Genomic DNA, 22258 nt, shown 5'->3' on the forward strand with positions numbered 1-22258 from the left:
TGGTCTTATGCGGTGCTTCGTTGCGGTTCCGGATGCGGTGCGCGGTTTACGCCAAGGGAGATGAGGGCCGGGGCCGATCGGTTGGCCCGGAGAGGGACCCAATCGCCGTGATCCGGCCCACGCCGCGTTCTACGCTGTCCCGGACGGACATCGCGCAGTCGGGCGGAATCGGGGGAGCTCATGCAGCCGCTGGAGGCGGGCGAGCCGCAGAGCATCGGTCCGTACCGGCTGCTCGGCCGGCTCGGAGCGGGCGGCATGGGCCGGGTCTATCTCGCGCGTTCCGAAGGCGGCAGGACCGTCGCGGTCAAGGTGGTCCATCCGCATTTCGCGCTCGACGAGCAGTTCCGGGCCCGGTTCCGTCGGGAGGTGGAGGCGGCCCGGCGGGTGGGCGGGGCCTGGACCGCGCCGGTGCTGGACGCGGACCCGGAGGCGCCCGTTCCGTGGGTGGCCACCGGCTATGTGGCCGGACCCTCGCTGGCGCAGGCCGTCGCCGAGTACGGGCCCCTGCCGGAGCACACCGTGCGGACGCTGGGCGCGGGGCTCGCCGAGGCACTGGCGGCCGTGCACACGCTGGACCTGGTCCACCGGGACGTCAAGCCCTCGAACGTGCTGCTCGCGCTCGACGGCCCCCGCCTCATCGACTTCGGCATCGCGCGCGCCACCGACGGCACCGCCTCGCTCACCACGACCGGTGTGTCGGTCGGCTCGCCCGGCTACATGGCACCCGAACAGATCCTCGGACAGGGCGTCACCGGCGCCGCGGATGTCTTCTCGCTCGGCGCGGTCCTCGCGTACGCCGCGACGGGCGTCGCGCCCTTCCCGGGCGACTCGTCCGCCGCCCTGCTCTACAAGGTGGTCCACGAGGAGCCCGAACTGGGCGCGCTGGCCGGGGAGCTGCGCGACATCGTCGCCACGTGCCTGGCCAAGAACCCGGCCGAACGGCCGGCTCCCGCGGACCTCGCCCGCCGGCTCGCGCCGGGCGGCGCGGGCGCGCTGGTGGGGGCGGGCTGGCTGCCGGGACCACTCGTCGAGCAGGTCAGCCGGTCGGCGGTGCGACTGCTCGATCTGGAGCCCGCGCGGCAGGAGCCGGTGGGCTCGGGGCCCGTGCCGTTCACCAGCCAGGCGATGGGGGAGTTCGGCCCGCCGATCGAACCACCGACGCGGTTTCCGGCGCAGACCGGGCCGCCGGCACCGCCCGGGCCGCCGGTGCCGACGCAGCCCCCGGGGGCGCCGTCCGTGGCGGACGCGGTACCGCCGCAGCGCCGGCCCGACGGCCGGCTCTCCGTCTCGGTGACCACCAGCTCGGAACGCGGCCGCCCCGGCGCCGGCCCCGGCGGCGGCCGCAAGGTGAGCTGCACGGTCGCCCTCGCCGTGGCGGGCGCGCTGGCCGCGGTGACCGTGGGCGCGGGCGTCCTCTTCGACCTCTTCCCCGGTGGCGGCGGCCACAACGACCTGGCCGAGCCGCCCGAGTCGTCGGCGTCCGGTGAGCCGGCGGACGGGGCGACGCCCCCGCTGAAGGACGTGCCGAAGGGGTTCATCGGCACCTGGGAGGGCGCGGTCACCGCCGCCGGACTGCCCGCGGGAACGATGAAGGTCACCATCGAGGGCGGCCGCACCGGCCAGCAGATCGGCAAGGCCGAACAGACCGACATCCTGGGCAACTTCATCTGCGAGGACCTGCTCACCGCCACCCGCGCCGACGCGAAGACCCTCGTCGTCGACGCGAAGCGCGGCCCGCGCAGCAAGGGCATGTGCACCGAGAGCACGACCGGGCTGCGGCTCGTGCTGGACGGCAGCACACTGCGCTACGTCTCCGCCGACGCCCGGGCCGGCAGTCCGACCGGCGACCTGGCGAGGAGCCGCTGACCCACCGGGCGGACCCGGGTGCATTGCGAGGCAACTCCCCCTCCCCGAGACACCGTGCGGGGGCACCCCAGGGGCGGACCACACCGCTGTCGTAGGCTGGACCGGCCCGCGCAAAGCCCTGAAACACCGCCGAAAGGTGACTCCCGGTGACCGAGAAGGCCGACCTCCAGTCCGTCCTTGACCGTGCCGCCGAGGGCGGGCGGATCACCCCCGAGGAGGCGCTCGACCTCTACCGGTCCGCGCCGCTGCACGCGCTGGGCGCAGCCGCCGACGCCGTACGCCGCCGCCGCTACGCCGGCACCGAGCACATCGCGACGTACATCATCGAGCGGAACATCAACTACACCAACGTCTGCGTCACCGCCTGCAAGTTCTGCGCCTTCTACGCTCCGCCCAAGGACACCGCCAAGGGCTGGACCCGGGACCTCGACGACATCCTGCGGCGCTGCGCCGAGACCGTCGAGCTGGGCGGCACCCAGATCATGTTCCAGGGCGGACACCACCCGGACTACGGCGTCGAGTACTACGAGGAGCACTTCGCCGCCATCAAGCAGGCGTTCCCGCAGCTGGTCATCCACTCCCTCGGCGCCTCCGAGGTCGAGCACATGGCCCGTATCTCCAAGGTGTCGGTCGAGGAGGCCGTCCAGCGCATCCACGCGGCCGGCCTCGACTCCTTCGCGGGCGCCGGCGCCGAGCTGCTGCCGGAGCGGCCGCGCAAGGCGATCGCCCCGCTGAAGGAGTCCGGCGAGCGCTGGCTGGAGATCATGGAGACCGCGCACCGGCTGGGTGTCGAGTCCACCTCGACGATGCTGATGGGTACGGGCGAGACCAACGCCGAGCGCATCGAGCACCTGCGGATGATCCGTGACGTACAGGACCGGACGGGTGGCTTCCGGGCCTTCATCCCGTACACGTACCAGCCCGAGAACAACCACCTCAAGGGCCGCACGCAGGCGACGATCTTCGAGTACCTGCGGATGATCGCGATCGCCCGTCTGTTCTTCGACAACGTCGCCCACATCCAGGGCTCGTGGCTGACGACGGGCAAGGAGATCGGCCAGCTGTCGCTGCACTACGGCGCCGACGACCTGGGCTCGATCATGCTGGAGGAGAACGTCGTCTCCTCGGCGGGCGCGAAGCACCGGTCCAACCGGCAGGAGATCATCGACCTGATCCGCAAGGCGGACCGCGTCCCGGCACAGCGGACGACGACGTACGAGCACATCACCGTCCACGACGACCCGGCGAACGACCCGGTGGACGAGCGCGTCGCCTCGCACATCTCGTCGACGGCGATCGAGGGCGGCACGGCGCACCCCGAGTTGAAGCTGCTGAACGCGAACTGACCCGGCCGTGCTGACGATTCATGTCGCGGACCTGCTCCTGCCCGGTGGCGAGCAGGCGCCCGTGCCGGGCGGCGCGGTCGCCGTTCAGGGCCGGGAGATCGCCGCCGTCGGCCCGTACGAGCGGCTGGACGCCGCCTTCCCGCAGGCGCGGGTGCGCCGGTGGCCCGGCATCCTGACGCCGGGCCTGGTCAACCTCTACGGCCCCGAACTGCTGGAGCGGGCCTACCACCCCGATCCGCGCGAGGCCGACACGCTCGGCACCGAGCCGCTCAGGGGCGAGGCGCTCGCCGCGTTGGACATGACGGACGCCCGCTGGGGCGCGAGCGCCCGGCGTGGTGTGCAGCGGATGCTCGCGCACGGCACGGTCGCGGTCGCCGGGGATCTGTGGCATCCGGCGGTGCTCGACGCCGTCGCACGGGCTGGGCTGTCCACGGAGCAACGCTTCACGGAACCGGAGGGGCCGCCCACGCTGGACCCGTTCGCCGGGCGGCCGGTGGCGGAGGCGTTCCTGCTGCCCCTGGGCTTGCAGGGCATGGACGCCGACTTCGCCGTCTTCGACGTGCCGACGAGCGGCGACCCGTACGACACGCTCGCCGCCCACGGCGCCGCGAGCTGCGTCGCGACCGTGCTCGGCGGCCGGCTGGTCTACCGGGCCCGGTAAGTGGCGCGCCGCCCGGCCGCGACGCGCCACCGGCAGCCCCGGGGCGTCCGGTGCGGTACACCGCGCACGCTCCCGCGCGCCCTGCCCGTGGAGCCGCGGGGGTCGAACGGCACAATGGGGGCGTGACCCGAGCCTCCCTGGACAAGCAGCCGCACGAAGTCGCTTCGATGTTCGACGATGTCGCGGCGAACTACGACCTCACCAATGACGTGCTCTCGCTCGGCCAGGACCGGCGATGGCGCAAGGAGGTCGCCAAGGCGGTGAACGCCCGCCCGGCCGAGAAGATCCTCGACCTCGCCGCCGGCACCGGCACGTCCTCGCTGCCCTTCACCCGCACCGGCGCGTACGTCGTGCCGTGCGACTTCTCCCTCGGCATGCTGCGCGAGGGCAAGAAGCGGCACCCGTGGCTTCCGCTCACCGCCGGGGACGCGACGAAGCTGCCGTTCCAGGACAACGCCTTCGACGCCGTGACGATCTCCTTCGGGCTGCGCAACGTGCAGGACACGGAGGGGGCGCTGCGTGAGCTGTACCGGGTGACCAAGCCGGGCGGGCGCGTCGTGATCTGCGAGTTCTCGCACCCGACGTGGGCGGCGTTCCGGACCGTCTACGAGGAGTACCTGATGCGGGCGCTGCCGCCCGTGGCACGCGCGGTCTCGTCGAACCCGGACGCGTACGTCTATCTCGCCGAGTCGATCCAGTCGTGGCCCGAGCAGCCGGAGCTCGCCGGACTGCTGCAGAAGGCCGGCTGGTCGAAGGTGGCGTGGCGGAATCTGACCGGCGGAATCGTGGCGCTGCACCGCGGCACCAAGCCGCAGTAAGCACCCGAAGGCCCCGACGCCATGGACTACCAGGCGATCCTGGAGCAGATCGCGCAGGACGTCGCACCGCTCGTCGGCAGCGGCACACCCGCCGAGTACATCCCGGCCCTGGCCTCCGTCGACCCGAGCCGGTTCGGCATGGCCCTCGCCGATCTCGACGGCCAGGTGTACGGGGTCGGGGACTGGGAACGGCCCTTCTCCACCCAGTCCGTCACCAAGGTCTTCGCACTGGCTCTCGCCCTCTCGCAGGGCGGCGACAGCCTGTGGGAACACGTGGGCCGGGAACCCTCCGGCAACCCGTTCAACTCGCTGGTGCAGCTGGAGTACGAGAACGGCATCCCGCGCAATCCGTTCATCAACGCGGGCGCCCTCGTCGTCACCGACCGGCTGCAGACCCTGACCGGCGACGCGAGCAGCGAACTGCTGGAGTTCCTGCGGCAGGAGAGCGGGAACCCGGAGCTGGCCTTCGATCCGGAAGTCGCCGGATCGGAGTCCGCGCACGGCGACCGGAACGCCGCGCTGGCCCACTTCATGGCGTCGTACGGCAACATCGCCAATCCTGTCCCCGCGCTGCTCGACCACTACTTCTGGCAGTGCTCGATCGAGATGAGCTGCGCCGATCTGGCGCTCGCGGCCCGCTTCCTGGCCCGCCACGGGCTGCGCGCGGACGGCACCCGGCTGCTGACCCGCAGCGAGGCCAAGCAGATCAACGCGGTGATGCTCACCTGCGGTACGTACGACGCGGCGGGCGAGTTCGCGTACCGGGTCGGGCTGCCCGGCAAGAGCGGGGTGGGTGGCGGGATCGTCGCGGTCGTACCGGGGCGTTGCACGCTGTGCGTGTGGAGCCCGGGGCTGGACAAGCAGGGCAACTCGGTGGCGGGCGTGGCGGCGCTGGACCGGTTCACGACACTGACCGGCCTGTCGGTGTTCTAGGGCCTCTCCCCAGGCCTGTCCGGCACCGTGGGTGTTCCAGGGCCTGTCCCCTGCACGAGGACTCTTCAAGAAGGCTGGAGAACGAGCCGGAAGCAGTAGGCCTTGCGATCCGAGTCCGGGATGCCGAACGTCTCCGTCCGCTCCATGCCCAGCCGCCGCGTGACGGCGATCGACCGCTCGTTGCGGGCGTCGACCATCGCGACCACCGACGGGACGCCCGCCGCCCGCACCCGCTCCAGGGTGACCCGCGCGGCGGCCGTCGCATAGCCCCGGCCCCAGTACGCCCGCCCCAGCCGCCAGCCGATCTCGATCTCGCCGACCGGACCGAAGGACTGGTGCGGCCACGGCTGCGCACCCGTGAAGCCGATCACCTCACCCGCCTCGTCGAGCATCGTCCACAGACAGAAGCCGCGCTCCGCGTCATGGCGGCGCTGGCGTGCGGTGAGCTCCTCGTACACCGACAGCTCGGCGGACCTGCCCCCGTGGAACTCCATGACGTCCGGGTCGTCGAAGACGTGATGCCAGGCGAACGCGTCCTCCTCGGTGGGAACGCGGAGCTGTACGACGGGGAGAGAGGCTGCGGTCATCGCGGGGGAGCCCTTCGGTTGCCGATCAGTGCACCCCCATAGACTGCACATGACCTGTGCCGCCTGGCACGCGAATTCGAGTCTTCGGGAGAACCGGCCGTGACCGAGACGACGCCCTCCGAGCACACCGCAGATGTGATCGTCGTCGGGGCAGGCCCGGCCGGCTCGACGACTGCGTACTACCTGGCCAAGGCCGGTCTCGACGTACTCCTCCTGGAGAAGACGGCGTTCCCGCGCGAGAAGGTCTGCGGCGACGGTCTCACCCCTCGCGCCACCAAGCAGCTCGTCTCGATGGGCATCGACATCTCCGAAGAGGCCGGCTGGCTGCGCAACAAGGGCCTGCGGATCATCGGCGGCGGCGTCCGGCTCCAGCTCGACTGGCCGGAGCTCGCCAGCTACCCGGACTACGGCCTCGTCCGCAAGCGGGACGACTTCGACGAGCAGCTGGCCCGGCAGGCGCAGAAGGCGGGTGCGCGGCTGTACGAGCGCTGCAACGTCGGCGCGCCGGTCATCGACGACCGCACCGGCCGCATCACGGGGGTCCACGCCAAACTCGGCGAGGAGAAGCGCGAGGTCACCTTCTCCGCCCCGCTCGTCGTCGCCGCGGACGGCAACTCCTCCCGGATCTCCCTCGCGATGGGGCTGCACCGTCGTGAGGACCGCCCGATGGGCGTCGCGGTGCGTACGTACTTCACCAGCCCCCGGCACGACGACGACTACCTGGAGTCCTGGCTGGAGCTGTGGGACCGGCGCGGCGCCCAGGACCGGCTGCTGCCCGGCTACGGCTGGATCTTCGGCATGGGCGACGGCACGTCCAACGTCGGCCTCGGCGTGCTCAACACCTCGTCCGCCTTCAAGGAGCTCGACTGGCGCGAGGTGCTGAAGGCCTGGTGCGCCTCCATGCCGGAGGACTGGGGCTACACCCCGGAGAACATGACGATGCCGATCCGCGGCGCCGCGCTCCCCATGGCCTTCAACCGGCAGCCGCACTACACGAAGGGCCTGCTGCTGGTCGGCGACGCGGGCGGCCTCGTCAACCCGTTCAACGGCGAGGGCATCGCGTACGCCATGGAGTCCGGCCAGATCGCCGCGGACGTCATCGTCCAGGCACACGCCCGGGCGACCCCGGCCCAGCGCGAACTGGCCCTCCACGGCTACCCGAAGGTCCTCAAGGACACCTACGGCGGCTACTACACGCTGGGCCGCGCCTTCGTGAAGCTCATCGGCAACCCGAAGGTCATGAAGATCGCGACGCAGCGCGGACTGACCCACCCGCTGCTGATGAAGTTCACGCTGAAGATGCTCGCCAACCTCACCGACCCGACGGGCGGCGACGCGATGGACCGCATCATCAACGGGCTCTCGAAGGTGGCCCCGAAGGCCTGAAGGTCAAGGCCCGGGTCTCGAGGCCCGAGCCTCGCCGAAGCCGCAAGGCCCGGGTCTCGAGGCCTGAGCCTCGCCGGAGCCGCAAGGCCTGAGCCTCAAGCCCTGAACGACCTCCGGTAGTCGGTCGGGGACACACCCACCGACCGGGTGAAGTGGCGGCGCAGATTCGCCGCCGTACCCAGCCCGCTGTGTTCACCGATCTGCTCGACGGGCAGATCGGTGGACTCCAGCAGGGTCTGTGCCCGCGCCACGCGCTGCTGCAGCAGCCACTGCAGCGGTGTCGTCCCGGTGCTCTCCTGGAGCCGCCGGTAGAACGTGCGCGGGCTCATGCGCGCTCGGCGCGCGAGCTCCTCCACCGTGAGCGGGTCTTCCAGATGCTCGGCCGCCCACTGCAGCACGGGGCCGAGGCTGTCGTCGTCGCTCTGCGGCACCGGTGCGTCGATGAACTGGGCCTGCCCGCCGGTGCGATGGGCGTGCACGACGAGCCGGCGGGCCAGCTTGCCCGCGACGTCCGCACCCAGATCGCGGCGGACCAGATGCAGACACAGGTCCAGCGCCGCCGTGGCGCCGGCGCTGGTCAGCACGTTTCCCTCGTCGGTGTAGAGCACCGAGTCGTCGACGACCACCTCGGGATGGCGGGCGGCGAGCTCGGCCGTGTGCTGCCAGTGGGCGGTGGCCCGGCGGCCGTCGAGGAGCCCGGCGGCCGCGAGCGCGAACGCGCCGGTGCACAGCGAGACCATGCGGGCCCCGGATGCGGCGGCGGCGCGCAGGGCGTCAACGAGCTCGGCAGGCACGTCCCTGCCGCCGTCGACGCACGCGTCGGGCACGGACGGCACGATGACGGTGTCCGCCCCGGCGAGCGCGTCCAGCCCGTACTCCGTGCGTACGGAGAGCCCCGTTCCGGCGCTGTCCTGTGCGGGGCCGCACAGGCGCAGCTCGTACCAGGGGTCAGCAAGATCGGGGTGCGGGATGCCGAACACGGTGCAGGCGATGGAGAGTTCGTACATCTCCCAGAGCGAGATCCCGGACCGTTGATCCGGCACGACGGCGACGGCGACGATTCCTGGGCGCATGGTGCCGAGCGTACGGTCGACACCGAGTGTGCGGCAGGAATTTTGCGGAGATGGGCACTCCTGCCACTGTCGACGGCTCGGACCCGCTGAAAGTGTGGATCTTGCACAAGGAACCATGCTTTAGAGGGAGTTATCGCCATGACCCGCACAAAAGTCACCGTCATCGGGCTGGGGCAGATGGGCACGGCGCTCGCCGGGGCCTTTCTGGACTCGGGCCACCCGACGACCGTCTGGAACCGCACACCGGAGAAGGCGGACGCGCTCGTCGCCCGGGGAGCCGATCGCGCGGCCACCGTCGCCGAAGCGGTCGAGGCGGGCGAGCTCGTCGTGGTCTGCGTCCTCGACTACACCGCCGTACACGAACTCCTCGGCCCTGTCGCCGGGCTGCTGTCCGGGCGCACCCTCGTCAATCTGACGTCCGGCTCGCCCGAGCAGGCCCGCGAGGAGGCGGCATGGGCGGCCGGCAACGGCATCGGCTACCTCGACGGCGGCATCATGACGACGCCGCCCGGTGTGGGGAATCCGGTGAACATGATCCTCTACAGCGGCTCACCCGCTGCCCTCGCCGCCCACCGTGACACCCTCGCCGTGCTCGGTGACCCGGTCGACCTCGGTGAGGACGCCGGGCTCGCCTCGCTGTACGACACGGGGCTGCTCGGACTGATGTGGTCGGTGTTCGGCGGCTGGCTGCACGCGACGGCGCTCGTCGGCGCGGACGGCGTGTCCGCGCGCACCTTCACGCCGGTGGCGATCCGCTGGCTGAGGACGGTGACGGGTTTCATGGACACCTACGCGGGTCAGATCGACGCGGGTCACTACCCGGGCGACGACGCCACGATCGACGTACAGCTGGCGACGGTCGAGCACCTCCTGCACGCGGGGGAAGCCCGGGGAGTCGACGGGCGGCTGCCCCGGCTGCACCGGGACCTGATGGCGCAGGCCGTCGCCGACGGCAACGGCGGCGACAGCTACGCCCGGGTGATCGAGCTGTTCCGCTAGGCCTGAGCGGCGGGGCGGTGTACGCACTGTAGAGGTGCTGTGGCCGTCCGTGCCCGTTCCCTTCCGGCTCAACCGCTCAACGCCCTGCTCGACGCGGACGGCTCGACCGCCGGGGGGTGCGAGACCTGGGGGCACTGCCGGCCGCCGGAGACGGAGGCCCTCAAGCGCGTCGACGAGGCCAGGTGGCGGCTGGGACTGCCGGACACCTTCGATCTCGGGTGAGCGAAGGGCCGCCGCTCCCGGGTGGGAGCGACGGCCCTCGGCGAAGTGTCAGGGTGCGTCAGAGGACGCGGACCGCGCCGCTCGCCGGGTAGCCCGACAGGTCCTGGATCACGACGCCCTTGCTGGGGTTCGCGGCGTCGAGGTACTGGCCGTCGCCGATGTAGACGCCGACGTGGTACGCCGAGCCGGCGCCGCCCCAGTAGAGGATGTCGCCGACCTGGAGGTTGTCCAGGGAGACCTGGGTGCCGGCCACGGACTGGTCCTGCGAGACACGCGGCAGGTCCACGCCCACCTGGCGGTACGCGGCCTGGACGAGGCTGGAGCAGTCCCAGGCGTTGGGGCCGCTGGCGCCCATGACGTAGGCGTCGCCGAGCTGTGCCTTGAGGAAGGAGATGACGGTCCCGACGGAGCCGGACGCGTTGGAGGTGCTCTTCGAGGAGGCGGAGAGCGTGGTGCGCTCGGAGGAGCGGGAGGCGCGCTCCTTGGCCTCGGCGCGGGCGGCCTCCTCGGCCTTCCGCTCGGCCTCGGCCTTGCGGTCCGCCTCGGCCTTGGCCTTCTTCGCGACCTTGGCGGCCTTCGCTGCGGCGGCGTTCTCCTGGGTCTGCAGTTCGAGATCCAGGGCAGCCTGCTGCGTTGCCTCGGCGGAGCGGGCGACCGCGCTCGCGAGCTCCGGGGTGTCGAGCGTGAGCGCGGGCATCTCGATGGTCTCGGTCACCGGCTCGGCGTTCGCCGGCACGGTGCTACCGGCCACCGCGATGGTGCTGAGGACGCCACCGGCAACTCCGGCCCGGAGTGCGAGCGTCGAGGCGCTGCGGGTGCGGGGCTTCCGGTGGCTTCGTATGTGAGCGGTGTGGGACATGAGTACAACCGCTATCAGGGGCTCACGGTTCCCTTCAAGAAACGTGTGTTGCGCCACAGTTGCGCGCGGAGGCGCCTAATCCGCCTTCCTGAGACCTTTATTGACGCCGTAACGGGCAAAACGGGCATGTGTGATCACGGCCGTGATCATGGGCTTTCAGAAAAAGGTCCGGATTGCCCGCCGCTTACCACCCCTTCACACCGATGGCCAAGCCCCGGTTTTCGAGGGCCGCCGCCGAGTGGTACAGGTCACAGAATGGTCACCGCCGACGACACCCCGGAGCCTCGTGAACGGACGCACGCGTCCACCTCGGTCCGCCCTGCCCCTCGCTCGGGTGACGGCGCCCTCTATCACCCGGTCCGGTCCATCGCGAATTTGCTTGAGCGGCGAGATCCCTGCTAGGGGTGGCCGCCTCTGACCAGCGGTAACGGAGGAAGGCGTCACCTTTTGTAGTCGCTCGTGCGCTTCCCGTATGAAGATCACCGCTCATCCGACTTCATGATCCTTCGTCAGGTGGTGGAGATCACAAAGTCGTTGTCGTACCCCGTGTCGCAGATCACAGACCGGCAGGCATAGGATGCGGAGCAGTCGGGCTTGTGAACTGCCTCACATATGCGTGATCTTCGCGAGGCGGCGAGGCGGTGCCCGTGCGGTCCAACGGTCAAGGACGACTGGAAGGAGCGAGGAGCGTGAATGCCTACGCACCCGTCCTCGTGCTCGGCGCCCTAGCGGCAGGCTTTGCGATCTTCTCCGTGGTCATGGCCACGCTTATCGGCCCGAAGCGCTACAACCGGGCGAAGCTCGAGGCGTACGAATGCGGTATCGAGCCCACGCCCCACCCGGCCGGGGGCGGCCGCTTCCCGATCAAGTACTACCTGACGGCGATGCTCTTCATCGTCTTCGACATCGAGATCGTCTTCCTCTACCCCTGGGCCGTCACCTTCGACGCCCTGGGGATTTTCGGGCTCGTGGAGATGCTGCTCTTCGTGCTCACCGTCTTCGTCGCCTACGCGTATGTATGGCGGCGCGGCGGCCTGGAATGGGACTGAGGGGCTGAGGGGCACACCAATGGGACTCGAAGAGAAGCTGCCGAGCGGTTTTCTGCTGACCACCGTCGAACAGGCCGCGGGCTGGGTGCGCAAGGCGTCCGTCTTCCCCGCCACCTTCGGCCTGGCCTGCTGCGCCATCGAGATGATGACGACCGGCGCCGGCCGGTACGACCTGGCCCGCTTCGGCATGGAGGTCTTCCGCGGTTCGCCCCGGCAGGCCGATCTGATGATCGTGGCCGGGCGGGTGAGCCAGAAGATGGCCCCCGTCCTGCGCCAGGTCTATGACCAGATGCCCAACCCCAAGTGGGTGATTTCCATGGGGGTTTGCGCATCCTCGGGTGGAATGTTCAACAATTACGCGATTGTGCAGGGTGTTGACCACATTGTTCCCGTTGACATCTATTTGCCGGGCTGCCCCCCGCGGCCGGAGATGCTGATGGACGCGATCCTCAAGCTCCACCAGAAGATCCAGACCTCCAAGCTCGGTGTGAACGCGGAAGAAGCGGCCCGTGAGGCGGAGGAAGCGGCCCTCAAGGCGCTCCCCACCATTGAGATGAAGGGGCTGCTCCGGTGACCGACCAGCCGAACCCCGAGAAGGAGCTCAGCGGGCAGAACCTGCCGGGCCAGCGTGGTGAGCACGGCGAGGAGATCCGCCTCCAGCGCGGCATGTTCGGTGCGAACAACGGCGGCGACACCTCCGGATACGGCGGGCTCGTCCGTTCCGTGCGACTGCCGGGCGCGGCCACTCGCCCGTACGGCGGCTGGTTCGACGAGGTCGCCGACGAGCTCGAGGGCGCCCTGGAGGAGCAGAACCTTCTCCCCGAGAACGCGATCGAGAAGACCGTCGTCGACCGGGGTGAGCTCACCTTCCACATCACCCGAGAGCACCTCGTGCAGGTCGCCCGCACCCTCCGCGACGACCCGGCACTGCGCTTCGAGCTCTGTACGGGTGTGAGCGGCGTCCACTACCCCGGCGACAAGGGCCGCGAGCTGCACGCCGTCTACCACCTGCGCTCGATCACCCACGGCCGGCTGATCCGCCTGGAGGTCAGCGCCCCGGACACGGACCCGCACGTCCCGTCCCTCGTCGGGGTCTATCCGACCAACGACTGGCATGAGCGCGAGACCTACGACTTCTTCGGCCTGATCTTCGACGGCCACCCCGCCCTCACCCGGATCATGATGCCGGACGACTGGCAGGGCTTCCCTCAGCGCAAGGACTACCCCCTCGGCGGCATCCCCGTCGAGTACAAGGGCGCCCAGATCCCGGCTCCGGACCAGCGGAGGTCGTACTCGTGACAACACCGTCTGCATCTGCACGTGAGACGACCGAGGGGACTGTCTATACAGTCACCGGCGGCGACTGGGACGAGGTCGCCCGGACCGCGGCCAAGGCCGACGACGAGCGCATCGTCGTCAACATGGGTCCGCAGCACCCGTCCACCCATGGGGTGCTCCGTCTCATCCTGGAGATCGAGGGCGAGACGGTCACCGAGGCCCGCTGCGGCATCGGCTACCTGCACACCGGCATCGAGAAGAACCTCGAATACCGGACCTGGACGCAGGGCACGACCTTCGTCACGCGCATGGACTACCTCACGCCGTTCTTCAACGAGACGGCGTACTGCCTCGCGGTCGAGAAGCTGCTCGGCATCGAGGACCAGATCCCGGACCGGGCGACCGTCATCCGCGTTCTGCTGATGGAGCTGAACCGGCTCTCCTCCCACCTGGTGTGCATCGCCACCGGCGGTATGGAGCTCGGCGCCACCACGATCATGATCTACGGATTCCGTGATCGTGAACTGATTCTCGACATCTACGAACTCATCACCGGCCTGCGGATGAACCACGCGTACATCCGCCCCGGCGGCCTCGCCCAGGACCTGCCCCCGGGCGCCGTGGACCAGATCCGCGAGTTCGTGAAGAAGATGAAGAAGAACCTTCCCGAGTACGACAAGCTCGCCACCGGGAACCCGATCTTCAAGGGCCGGATGCAGGACATCGGCTATCTGGACCTGGCCGGCTGCATGGCGCTCGGCGCGACAGGACCGATCCTGCGCGCCACCGGGCTGCCGCACGACCTGCGCAAGACCGACCCGTACTGCGGCTACGAGAACTACGAGTTCGACGTCCCGACCGCCGACACCTGTGACGCGTACGGCCGCTTCCTCATCCGGCTGGAGGAGATGCGGCAGTCGCTGCGGATCGTCGAGCAGTGTCTGGACCGCCTCGCCCCCGGCCCGGTCATGGTCGAGGACAAGAAGATCGCCTGGCCCGCGCAGCTCGCGCTCGGCCCCGACGGCCTCGGCAACTCCCTCGACCACATCAAGAAGATCATGGGTACCTCCATGGAGGCCCTGATCCACCACTTCAAGCTGGTGACCGAGGGCTTCCGGGTCCCGGCAGGACAGGCGTACGCGGCCGTCGAATCGCCCAAGGGCGAGCTCGGGGTCCATGTCGTCTCCGACGGCGGTACCCGCCCCTACCGGGTCCACTTCCGCGACCCGTCCTTCACCAATCTGCAGTCCATGGCGGCGATGTGCGAGGGCGGCCAGGTGGCCGACGTGATCGTCGCCGTCGCGTCCATCGACCCCGTGATGGGAGGCGTCGACCGGTGACAGACGTATCGCTCGGGATGCCACAGCTCCCCGCACCTGACTACCCGGCCGACGTGCGGGCCAGGCTCGAAGCCGACGCCAAGGAGATCATCGGCCGCTACCCGGACAGCCGGTCCGCGCTGCTGCCGCTGCTCCACCTCGTGCAGTCGGAGGAGGGCTACGTCACCCGCACCGGTATGCGGTTCTGCGCGGACCTGCTGGAGCTGACGACGGCGGAGGTCACCGCGGTCGCCACCTTCTACACCATGTACCGCCGCAAGCCGTCCGGCGACTACCAGGTCGGCGTCTGCACCAACACGCTGTGCGCGGTGATGGGCGGCGACGCCATCTTCGACGAGCTCAAGGAACACCTCGGCGTCGGCAACAGCGAGACCACCGAGGACGGCAAGATCACTCTTGAGCACATCGAGTGCAACGCGGCCTGCGACTTCGCGCCCGTGGTGATGGTCAACTGGGAGTTCTTCGACAACCAGACCCCGGAGTCGGCACGGCGGCTCGTCGACGACCTGCGGGCCGGGCGGACCGTCGAACCCACCCGCGGCGCCCCGCTGTGCAGCTTCAAGGAGACCTCCCGCATCCTGGCCGGCTTCCCCGACGCACGCCCCGGCGCCGTCGAGGCGACCGGCGGCGCGGGCCCGGCGTCCCTGATCGGCCTGCGGCTGGCCAAGGGCGAAACCCCCCAGCCGCGCGTGGTCCACCCGCGCGGAGCCGCGCCGCAGAGCGAGTCGCCGGGCGAGCACCTCAGCTCGCACGACGCACCGCAGCAGACATCGGCGTCCGACCCGGCCCACCCGGCCGGCCCGGTTTCCGAGGAGGGGGAGTGATGACCGTGTCGACCGAGTACGGGCCGGAGGCCGGGGGAGAAACCAGCCCCGAGAAGATGCTCATGCCCGTCCTCTCCGCCTTCTGGGACCAGCCCGAGTCCTGGACGCTGGAGACCTACCGGAACCACGACGGCTACGAAGGCCTGCGCAAGGCCCTCGCGATGGCCCCGGACGAGCTCATCGCGTACGTCAAGGACTCCGGTCTCCGCGGCCGCGGTGGCGCCGGCTTCCCCACCGGAATGAAGTGGCAGTTCATTCCGCAGGGTGACGGCAAGCCGCACTATCTCGTCGTCAACGCCGACGAGTCGGAGCCGGGAACCTGCAAGGACATCCCCCTTCTGTTCGCCAATCCGCACTCCCTCATCGAGGGAATCGTGATCGCCTGCTACGCGATCCGGTCCAACCACGCCTTCATCTACGTGCGCGGCGAGGTCGTGCCCGTACTGCGACGGCTGCACGAGGCCGTACGCGAGGCGTACGAGGCGGGCTTCCTCGGCAAGAACATCCTGGGAAGCGGGCTCGACCTCGAGCTCACCGTGCACGCGGGCGCCGGCGCGTACATCTGCGGTGAGGAGACCGCACTCCTCGACTCCCTGGAAGGCCGCCGCGGCCAGCCCCGGCTGCGACCCCCCTTCCCCGCGGTCGCCGGTCTGTACGCGTGCCCCACTGTGGTGAACAACGTCGAGTCCATCGCGTCCGTTCCCGCGATCCTCCACAGGGGCAAGGAGTGGTTCAAGTCGATGGGCAGCGAGAAGTCCCCGGGCTTCACGCTCTACTCGCTGAGCGGCCATGTCGCGAGCCCCGGCCAGTACGAGGCCCCGCTCGGGATCACCCTGCGCCAGCTCCTCGACATGAGCGGCGGCATGCGCCCCGGCCACCGGCTGAAGTTCTGGACGCCGGGCGGCTCCTCCACCCCGATGTTCACCGACGAACACCTCGACGTCCCGCTGGACTACGAGGGCGTCGGCGCCGCCGGATCGATGCTCGGCACCAAGGCACTCCAGTGCTTCGACGAGACGACCTGTGTCGTACGGGCCGTCACCCGCTGGACCGAGTTCTACGCCCACGAGTCCTGCGGCAAGTGCACGCCCTGCCGCGAAGGCACGTACTGGCTCGTCCAGTTGCTCCACGACATCGAGGCCGGCAAGGGCGTCATGGCGGACCTCGACAAGCTGAACGACATCGCCGACAACATCAACGGCAAGTCGTTCTGCGCCCTCGGCGACGGCGCCGCCTCGCCGATCTTCTCCTCGCTCAAGTACTTCCGGGACGAGTACGAGCAGCACATCCGCGGGAAGGGCTGCCCCTTCGACCCGGCCGCATCCACCGCATGGGCGGACAAGCACGACGACAACACGGAGGTGAACGCATGACTGTGACCACGAGCGCTCCCTCCGGGGGCGGCGAGGCGGCCGTCCCGCCGGAGGACCTCGTCACGCTCACCATCGACGGCATCGAGATCAGCGTGCCGAAGGGCACCCTGGTCATCCGCGCCGCCGAGCTGCTCGGCATCGAGATCCCCCGGTTCTGCGACCACCCCCTCCTCGACCCGGCCGGCGCCTGCCGGCAGTGCATCGTCGAGGTCGAGGGCCAGCGCAAGCCGATGGCGTCCTGCACCATCACCTGCACCGACGGCATGGTCGTCAAGTCGCAGCTCACCTCTCCCGTCGCCGAGAAGGCGCAGCAGGGCGTGATGGAGCTGCTGCTCATCAACCATCCCCTCGACTGCCCGGTCTGCGACAAGGGCGGCGAGTGCCCCCTGCAGAACCAGGCCGTCTCGCACGGCCGGGCCGAGTCCCGCTTCGAGGGCAGGAAGCGCACGTACGAGAAGCCGGTCAACATCTCCACACAGGTGCTGCTCGACCGTGAGCGGTGCGTGCTGTGCGCGCGCTGCACCCGCTTCTCCAACCAGATCGCCGGCGACCCGATGATCGAGCTGCTCGAGCGCGGCGCGCTGCAGCAGGTCGGCACGGGCGAGGGCGACCCCTTCGAGTCGTACTTCTCCGGCAACACCATCCAGATCTGCCCGGTCGGCGCGCTGACCTCGGCGGCGTACCGGTTCCGCTCCCGGCCCTTCGACCTCGTGTCGTCGCCCTCGGTGTGCGAGCACTGCGCGGGCGGCTGCGCCACCCGTACCGACCACCGGCGCGGAAAGGTCATGCGGCGGCTCGCCGCCGACGACCCCGAGGTCAACGAGGAGTGGATCTGCGACAAGGGGCGGTTCGCCTTCCGCTACGCCCAGCAGCGCGACCGGCTCACCACCCCGCTCGTACGCAACAAGGAGAGCGGTGAGCTGGAGCCGGCGAGCTGGCCGGAGGCCCTGGAGGCCGCGGCCGCCGGGCTCTCCGCGGCACGCGGCCGGGCGGCCGTGCTGACCGGCGGCAGGCTCACCGTCGAGGACGCGTACGCGTACGCCAAGTTCGCGCGGATCGCTCTGGACACCAACGACATCGACTTCCGGGCGCGGGTGCACTCCTCCGAGGAAGCCGACTTCCTGGCCGCCCGGGTCGCCGGTCACGGCCGGGACCTGGACCGCGAGGGCGTCACCTACACCTCCCTGGAGGCGGCGCCCGCGGTGCTGCTCGTGGGCTTCGAGTCCGAGGAGGAGGCCCCCGGCGTCTTCCTGCGGCTGCGCAAGGCCTCGCGCAAGCACCGTCAGCGGACCTTCGCACTCGCCACGCACGCCACCCGCGGCCTGACGAAGGCCGGCGGCGTCCTGCTGCCCGCCGCACCCGGCACCGAGGCCGAGTGGCTGAACGCGCTGGCGTCCGGCACCGGACTCGACGGGGACGGCGCGGCGGCCGCGGAAGCACTGCGCGGCGCAGGCGCAGTGATCGTCGTCGGCGAGCGGCTGGCCGGAGTGCCGGGCGCCCTCACCGCGGCGGTACGGGCCGCCACCGCGACCGGCGCCGAGCTGGTGTGGATCCCGCGCCGGGCCGGGGAGCGCGGCGCCGTCGAGGCGGGTGCCATCCCCTCGCTGCTGCCCGGTGGCCGCCCCGCCACCGACCCGCGGGCCCGCGAGGAGACCGCGGCCGCCTGGGGCGTACGCGAACTGCCGCACCGCTACGGCCGTGACACCGGACAGATCGTCGAAGCCGCGGCCAACGGCGAACTGGCCGCACTGGTCGTCGCCGGCGTCGAGGTGGCCGATCTGCCGCACCCCGCACGCGCGCGCGAGGCGTTCGACGCGGTCGGCTTCCTCGTCTCGCTGGAGCTGCGGCCGACCGAGGTCACCTCGCGCGCCGATGTGGTCCTCCCCGTCGCGGCCGTCGCCGAGAAGCCCGGCACCTTCCTCAACTGGGAAGGCAGGGCGCGGCTCTTCGAGGCGGCGCTGAAGCCCGACCAGATGACCCGCCCGCTGCCGCCGACGGATGCGCGGGTGCTGCACATGCTCGCCGATGCCCTCGACGTCCATCTGGCCCTGCCGGACCTCAGGTCCGTACGGCGGGAGATGGACGGGCTCGGGGCGTGGACCGGGGCGCGGGCGACCGAGCCCGTCGAGTCCCCGCGGCCGCTGCCCCGCCCCGGTGCGGGCGAGGCGGTCCTCGCGGGCCACCGGCTCCTGCTCGACCAGGGGCTCCTCCAGGAGGGCGACGAGGCGCTGGCCGGCACCCGGCACGCCGCGGTCGCCCGCCTCTCCGCCACCACGGCGGCCGAGACCGGCGTCAAGGACGGCGATGTACTCGCCGTCACCGGACCCGCCGGTTCCGTACAACTCCCGCTCCAGGTGACCGAGATGCCCGACCGGGTGGTCTGGCTCCCGCTCAACTCGACGGGCGGCGGCGTGCTCAGCGACACGGGTGAGGTGCCCGGCCGGCTCGTCCGCATCGGTCCGGCAGCCGTTGCCGGCCCGGGGGCCGGCGACAGCGACGACGTACCGGAGGTGCGCCCGTGAACCCGATCCTCCTCGCCGCCGAGGACCTCTCGCTGTTCGGGCGGGACCCTTGGTGGCTCGTCGTCGTCAAGGCGGTCTTCTGCTTCGCCTTCCTGATGCTGACGGTGCTGTTCTCCATCGTGTGGGAGCGCAAGGTCGTCGCCTGGATGCAGCTGCGCATCGGCCCCAACCGGCACGGCCCCTGGGGTCTCCTCCAGTCCCTCGCGGACGGCGTCAAGCTGATGCTCAAGGAGGACCTGATCGTCAAACGCGCGGACAAGATCGTCTATGTCCTCGCACCGATCGTCGCCGCGATCCCCGCCTTCATGGCGATCGCCGTCATCCCCTTCGGCCCGGCCGGCAACGAGATCTCGATCTTCGGCCAGCGGACCACGATGCAGCTCACCGACCTGCCGATCGCGATGCTCTACATCCTCGCGGTCGCCTCGGTCGGCATCTACGGCATCGTGCTGGCGGGCTGGTCCTCCGGCTCGACGTACCCGCTGCTCGGCGGACTGCGCTCCTGCGCGCAGATGATCTCGTACGAGATCGCCATGGGCGCGGCCTTCGCCTCCGTCTTCCTCTACTCCGGATCGATGTCGACCTCGGCGATCGTCGAGGCGCAGGCGGACCGCTGGTACATCCTGCTGCTGCCGGTCTCGTTCCTGATCTACATCGTGACGATGGTCGGCGAGACGAACCGTGCCCCGTTCGACATGCCGGAGTCCGAGGGCGACCTGGTCGGCGGCTTCAACACGGAGTACTCGTCCATCAAGTTCGCCCTGTTCATGCTCGCCGAGTACGTCAACATGGTCACCGTCTCGGCGGTCTCGGTCACCCTCTTCCTCGGCGGCTGGCGCGCCCCGTATCCGGTCAGCACCTTCTGGGAGGGCGCGAACCACGGCTGGTGGCCGATGCTCTGGTTCGTCATCAAGGTCCAGCTGCTGCTGTTCTTCTTCATCTGGCTGCGCGGCACGCTGCCGCGCGTCCGCTACGACCAGCTGATGAAGCTCGGCTGGAAGGTCCTCATCCCGGTCTCGGTCGTCTGGCTGATGCTCGTCGCGACCGTCCGGGCGCTGCGCAACGAGGGCCAGGACTTCTCGCAGATCGTGCTGTACGTCGGCGGGGCGGTCATCGCCGTACTGCTGCTGTCGTTCGTCTTCGACCTCTTCCGCGGCAGGAAGGAAGCGGCCGGGGCGGAGAAGCAGCCGCCGGCCGCCGCGTTCGACGCGATGGCGGGCGGCTACCCCGTGCCGCCGCTGCCCGGGCAGGAGCTGCCGCCGGTGCCGCGCAGGCGACCGCGCCGCGACCGCGAACTGATTGTCAGTGGTGGCGTGAATACTGACAGTGACGGTCCTCGTGACGGAAAGGAGGCTGACGGTGTCTGAGGAATCCGAGAGCTCGTTCCAGAACCCGGTTGCCGGCTTCGGCGTGACCTTCAAGGCCATGTTCAAGAAGCGGCTGACCGAGCAGTATCCGGAGCAGCAGAAGACGACGGCGCCGCGCTTCCACGGCCGGCACCAGCTCAACCGGCATCCGGACGGGCTGGAGAAGTGCGTGGGCTGCGAGTTGTGCGCCTGGGCCTGTCCCGCGGACGCCATCTACGTGGAGGGCGCGGACAACACCGACGAGGAGCGCTACTCGCCGGGCGAGCGATACGGCCGCGTCTACCAGATCAACTACGCCCGCTGCATCCTGTGCGGGCTGTGCATCGAGGCCTGCCCCACCCGGGCACTCACGATGACCAATGAGTTCGAACTGGCCGACAGCTCCCGCGAGAACCTGATCTACACGAAGGAGCAGCTCCTCGCGGGCCTCGAAGTCGGCATGGTCGACACCCCGCACGCGATCTACCCCGGCATGGACGAGCAGGACTACTACCGGGGCCGGGTCATCGAGGCCGCGCCCGGTACGGAGCGCCAGGTCGCCGTCTCCAAGGGCGAACCGCAGCCATCGACAGGCGCTCCGGGCGCGGCACAGGCCGAGGAGGTCGAGGCATGAGCGCGCTGGCCGCCGCGGCTTCCACCGGTGAAGCCGTCCAGTTCTGGGTGCTCGGCCCGGTCGCCGTCATCGGCGCGCTGTGCACCATCCTGATGAAGAAGGCCGTGCACAGCGCGCTGTGCCTCGCCGCGACCATGATCATCCTGGCGATCTTCTACCTCGCCAACGGGGCGTACTTCCTGGGCATCGTCCAGATCGTCGTCTACACCGGCGCGATCATGATGCTGTTCCTCTTCGTCGTCATGCTCGTCGGTGTGACGGCCGCGGACTCCCTCAAGGAGACGCTGAAGGGCCAGCGCTGGTGGGCGGCCGCCTGCGGGCTCGGCTTCGGCATCCTGCTCATCACCGGAATCGGGCACGCCGCGCTGGGCTCGGGGTCCTTCATCGGACTCGGCCAGGCCAACGCGGGGGGCAACGTCGAAGGCCTGGCGGCGCTGATCTTCACCAAGTACGTCTTCGCCTTCGAGCTCACCGGCGCGCTGCTCATCTCGGCGGTCGTCGGCGCGATGGTGCTCACCCACCGCGAGCGCACCGAGCGTGCCAAGACCCAGCGCGAGCAGGCCGAGCAGCGTGTCCGCGAGGGCAAGCACCTGCCGCCGCTGCCCGCGCCCGGTGTCTACGCCCGGCACAACGCGGTGGACATCGCCGGCCTTCTCCCGGACGGCACCGCGTCCCAGCTCAGCGTCAACAAGACGTTGCGTGACCGCGGCCAGATCCGCGATGTGTCCCGCGAGGCGCTGAACGATCTGAAGGCGCTCGAACAGCGCTCCGAGGAGCGGCTCGGCCGGGACCGGGACGAGCACGACAGGGACGGACAGCGGGACGGACAGGAGGTCACGCGGTGAATCCGGTCAACTACCTCTATCTCGCCGCTCTGTTGTTCACCATCGGCGCGGCCGGTGTGCTGATCAGGCGCAACGCCATCGTGGTGTTCATGTGCATCGAGCTGATGCTCAACGCCTGCAATCTCACGCTCGTCGCCTTCTCCCGGATGCACGGCAACCTCGACGGCCAGATCATCGCCTTCTTCACGATGGTCGTCGCCGCCGCGGAGGTCGTGGTCGGGCTCGCGATCATCGTGTCGCTGTTCCGTTCCCGCCACTCGGCCTCGGTCGACGACGCCAGCCTGATGAAGCTGTAAG

At 70.1% G+C, this 22258-nt stretch carries 22 protein-coding genes; 19 read left to right on the top strand and 3 right to left on the bottom strand.

From position 1 onward, the window contains the following. Window positions 1–180: 180 nt before the first annotated feature. The 5 genes from AC0699_RS02590 (at window position 181) to AC0699_RS02610 (ending at window position 5624) form a co-directional block, all read left to right on the top strand. Entirely contained in the window at window positions 181–1866 is a 1686-nt protein-coding gene (locus tag AC0699_RS02590) for a serine/threonine-protein kinase (RefSeq protein WP_478654759.1), read from the top strand. Between the two features lie 146 nt (window positions 1867–2012). Beyond that, window positions 2013–3212 carry a cyclic dehypoxanthinyl futalosine synthase gene (gene mqnC, locus AC0699_RS02595; RefSeq protein WP_453660343.1) on the top strand — a complete coding sequence of 400 codons (1200 nt, stop codon included), beginning with the start codon at window positions 2013–2015 and terminating at the stop codon, window positions 3210–3212. A 7-nt stretch (window positions 3213–3219) separates the two neighbouring features. Continuing rightward, window positions 3220–3873 (top strand): amidohydrolase family protein, encoded by a 654-nt coding sequence (locus tag AC0699_RS02600; protein WP_478654763.1) that lies wholly within the window; start codon window positions 3220–3222, stop codon window positions 3871–3873. Between the two features lie 122 nt (window positions 3874–3995). After that, a complete protein-coding gene (locus tag AC0699_RS02605; protein ID WP_478654765.1) occupies window positions 3996–4691 on the top strand; it encodes a demethylmenaquinone methyltransferase in 696 nt (231 codons plus the stop codon). A 21-nt stretch (window positions 4692–4712) separates the two neighbouring features. Continuing rightward, complete coding sequence (locus AC0699_RS02610; RefSeq protein ID WP_478654768.1) at window positions 4713–5624, top strand: glutaminase; 912 nt, start codon at window positions 4713–4715, stop codon at window positions 5622–5624. Between the two features lie 65 nt (window positions 5625–5689). Here the strand turns inward: AC0699_RS02610 and AC0699_RS02615 are convergent, their stop codons facing one another. Further along, window positions 5690–6211 carry a GNAT family N-acetyltransferase gene (locus AC0699_RS02615; protein ID WP_478654770.1) on the bottom strand — a complete coding sequence of 174 codons (522 nt, stop codon included), beginning with the start codon at window positions 6209–6211 and terminating at the stop codon, window positions 5690–5692. 99 nt (window positions 6212–6310) lie between these two features. Between AC0699_RS02615 and AC0699_RS02620 the strand changes: the two genes are divergently transcribed. After that, window positions 6311–7597 (top strand): geranylgeranyl reductase family protein, encoded by a 1287-nt coding sequence (locus AC0699_RS02620; RefSeq protein WP_478654772.1) that lies wholly within the window; start codon window positions 6311–6313, stop codon window positions 7595–7597. Between the two features lie 95 nt (window positions 7598–7692). Here AC0699_RS02620 and AC0699_RS02625 read toward each other — a convergent pair whose 3' ends face one another. Next, on the bottom strand, window positions 7693–8670 hold the full coding sequence (locus AC0699_RS02625) for a helix-turn-helix domain-containing protein (protein ID WP_478654775.1): 978 nt from the start codon (window positions 8668–8670) through the stop codon (window positions 7693–7695). A 138-nt stretch (window positions 8671–8808) separates the two neighbouring features. Between AC0699_RS02625 and AC0699_RS02630 the strand changes: the two genes are divergently transcribed. Both AC0699_RS02630 and AC0699_RS02635 read left to right on the top strand, forming a co-directional pair. After that, window positions 8809–9669, top strand: a complete 861-nt coding sequence (locus AC0699_RS02630) for an NAD(P)-dependent oxidoreductase (RefSeq protein WP_478654777.1) — start codon at window positions 8809–8811, stop codon at window positions 9667–9669. Between the two features lie 39 nt (window positions 9670–9708). Further along, window positions 9709–9891 (top strand): hypothetical protein, encoded by a 183-nt coding sequence (locus tag AC0699_RS02635; RefSeq protein ID WP_478654780.1) that lies wholly within the window; start codon window positions 9709–9711, stop codon window positions 9889–9891. Window positions 9892–9949: 58 nt separating this feature from the next. On the opposite strand, the gene AC0699_RS02640 is transcribed toward AC0699_RS02635, so the two are convergent. Continuing rightward, the gene (locus AC0699_RS02640; RefSeq protein ID WP_478654783.1) at window positions 9950–10750 is read right to left on the bottom strand and encodes a C40 family peptidase; all 801 of its coding nucleotides are present in this window, start codon (window positions 10748–10750) and stop codon (window positions 9950–9952) included. A 689-nt stretch (window positions 10751–11439) separates the two neighbouring features. Here AC0699_RS02640 and AC0699_RS02645 point away from each other — a divergent pair. From AC0699_RS02645 to nuoK, 11 genes are read left to right on the top strand one after another with little or no spacing between them, the layout of a single operon-like run. After that, window positions 11440–11799 (top strand): NADH-quinone oxidoreductase subunit A, encoded by a 360-nt coding sequence (locus tag AC0699_RS02645; RefSeq protein WP_478654784.1) that lies wholly within the window; start codon window positions 11440–11442, stop codon window positions 11797–11799. 19 nt (window positions 11800–11818) lie between these two features. Next, a complete protein-coding gene (locus AC0699_RS02650; protein ID WP_003998928.1) occupies window positions 11819–12373 on the top strand; it encodes a NuoB/complex I 20 kDa subunit family protein in 555 nt (184 codons plus the stop codon). Continuing rightward, window positions 12370–13098, top strand: coding sequence for an NADH-quinone oxidoreductase subunit C (locus AC0699_RS02655; RefSeq protein ID WP_478654786.1), 729 nt, complete (start codon window positions 12370–12372; stop codon window positions 13096–13098). Before AC0699_RS02650 ends, AC0699_RS02655 begins: the two co-directional genes overlap by 4 nt. After that, window positions 13095–14417 (top strand): NADH-quinone oxidoreductase subunit D, encoded by a 1323-nt coding sequence (locus AC0699_RS02660; protein WP_478654788.1) that lies wholly within the window; start codon window positions 13095–13097, stop codon window positions 14415–14417. Before AC0699_RS02655 ends, AC0699_RS02660 begins: the two co-directional genes overlap by 4 nt. A gap of 17 nt (window positions 14418–14434) precedes the next feature. Beyond that, window positions 14435–15241, top strand: a complete 807-nt coding sequence (gene nuoE, locus AC0699_RS02665; protein WP_478655472.1) for an NADH-quinone oxidoreductase subunit NuoE — start codon at window positions 14435–14437, stop codon at window positions 15239–15241. Continuing rightward, window positions 15241–16614 carry an NADH-quinone oxidoreductase subunit NuoF gene (gene nuoF / locus AC0699_RS02670; protein WP_478654791.1) on the top strand — a complete coding sequence of 458 codons (1374 nt, stop codon included), beginning with the start codon at window positions 15241–15243 and terminating at the stop codon, window positions 16612–16614. The genes nuoE and nuoF overlap by 1 nt, the downstream gene beginning before the upstream one ends. Further along, a complete protein-coding gene (locus AC0699_RS02675; RefSeq protein WP_478654794.1) occupies window positions 16611–19136 on the top strand; it encodes an NADH-quinone oxidoreductase subunit G in 2526 nt (841 codons plus the stop codon). Before nuoF ends, AC0699_RS02675 begins: the two co-directional genes overlap by 4 nt. Then, window positions 19133–20503, top strand: a complete 1371-nt coding sequence (gene nuoH / locus AC0699_RS02680) for an NADH-quinone oxidoreductase subunit NuoH (RefSeq protein ID WP_478654796.1) — start codon at window positions 19133–19135, stop codon at window positions 20501–20503. The genes AC0699_RS02675 and nuoH overlap by 4 nt, the downstream gene beginning before the upstream one ends. Beyond that, window positions 20496–21116: an NADH-quinone oxidoreductase subunit NuoI gene (gene nuoI, locus AC0699_RS02685; protein WP_478654798.1), complete on the top strand. Its 621-nt coding sequence runs from the start codon at window positions 20496–20498 to the stop codon at window positions 21114–21116. Before nuoH ends, nuoI begins: the two co-directional genes overlap by 8 nt. Next, on the top strand, window positions 21113–21961 hold the full coding sequence (locus AC0699_RS02690) for an NADH-quinone oxidoreductase subunit J (RefSeq protein ID WP_478654800.1): 849 nt from the start codon (window positions 21113–21115) through the stop codon (window positions 21959–21961). The genes nuoI and AC0699_RS02690 overlap by 4 nt, the downstream gene beginning before the upstream one ends. Further along, on the top strand, window positions 21958–22257 hold the full coding sequence (gene nuoK / locus AC0699_RS02695) for an NADH-quinone oxidoreductase subunit NuoK (protein WP_392034867.1): 300 nt from the start codon (window positions 21958–21960) through the stop codon (window positions 22255–22257). The genes AC0699_RS02690 and nuoK overlap by 4 nt, the downstream gene beginning before the upstream one ends. Window position 22258 lies beyond the last annotated feature (1 nt).

It is taken from the genome of Streptomyces sp. NPDC043870 (assembly GCF_056435785.1).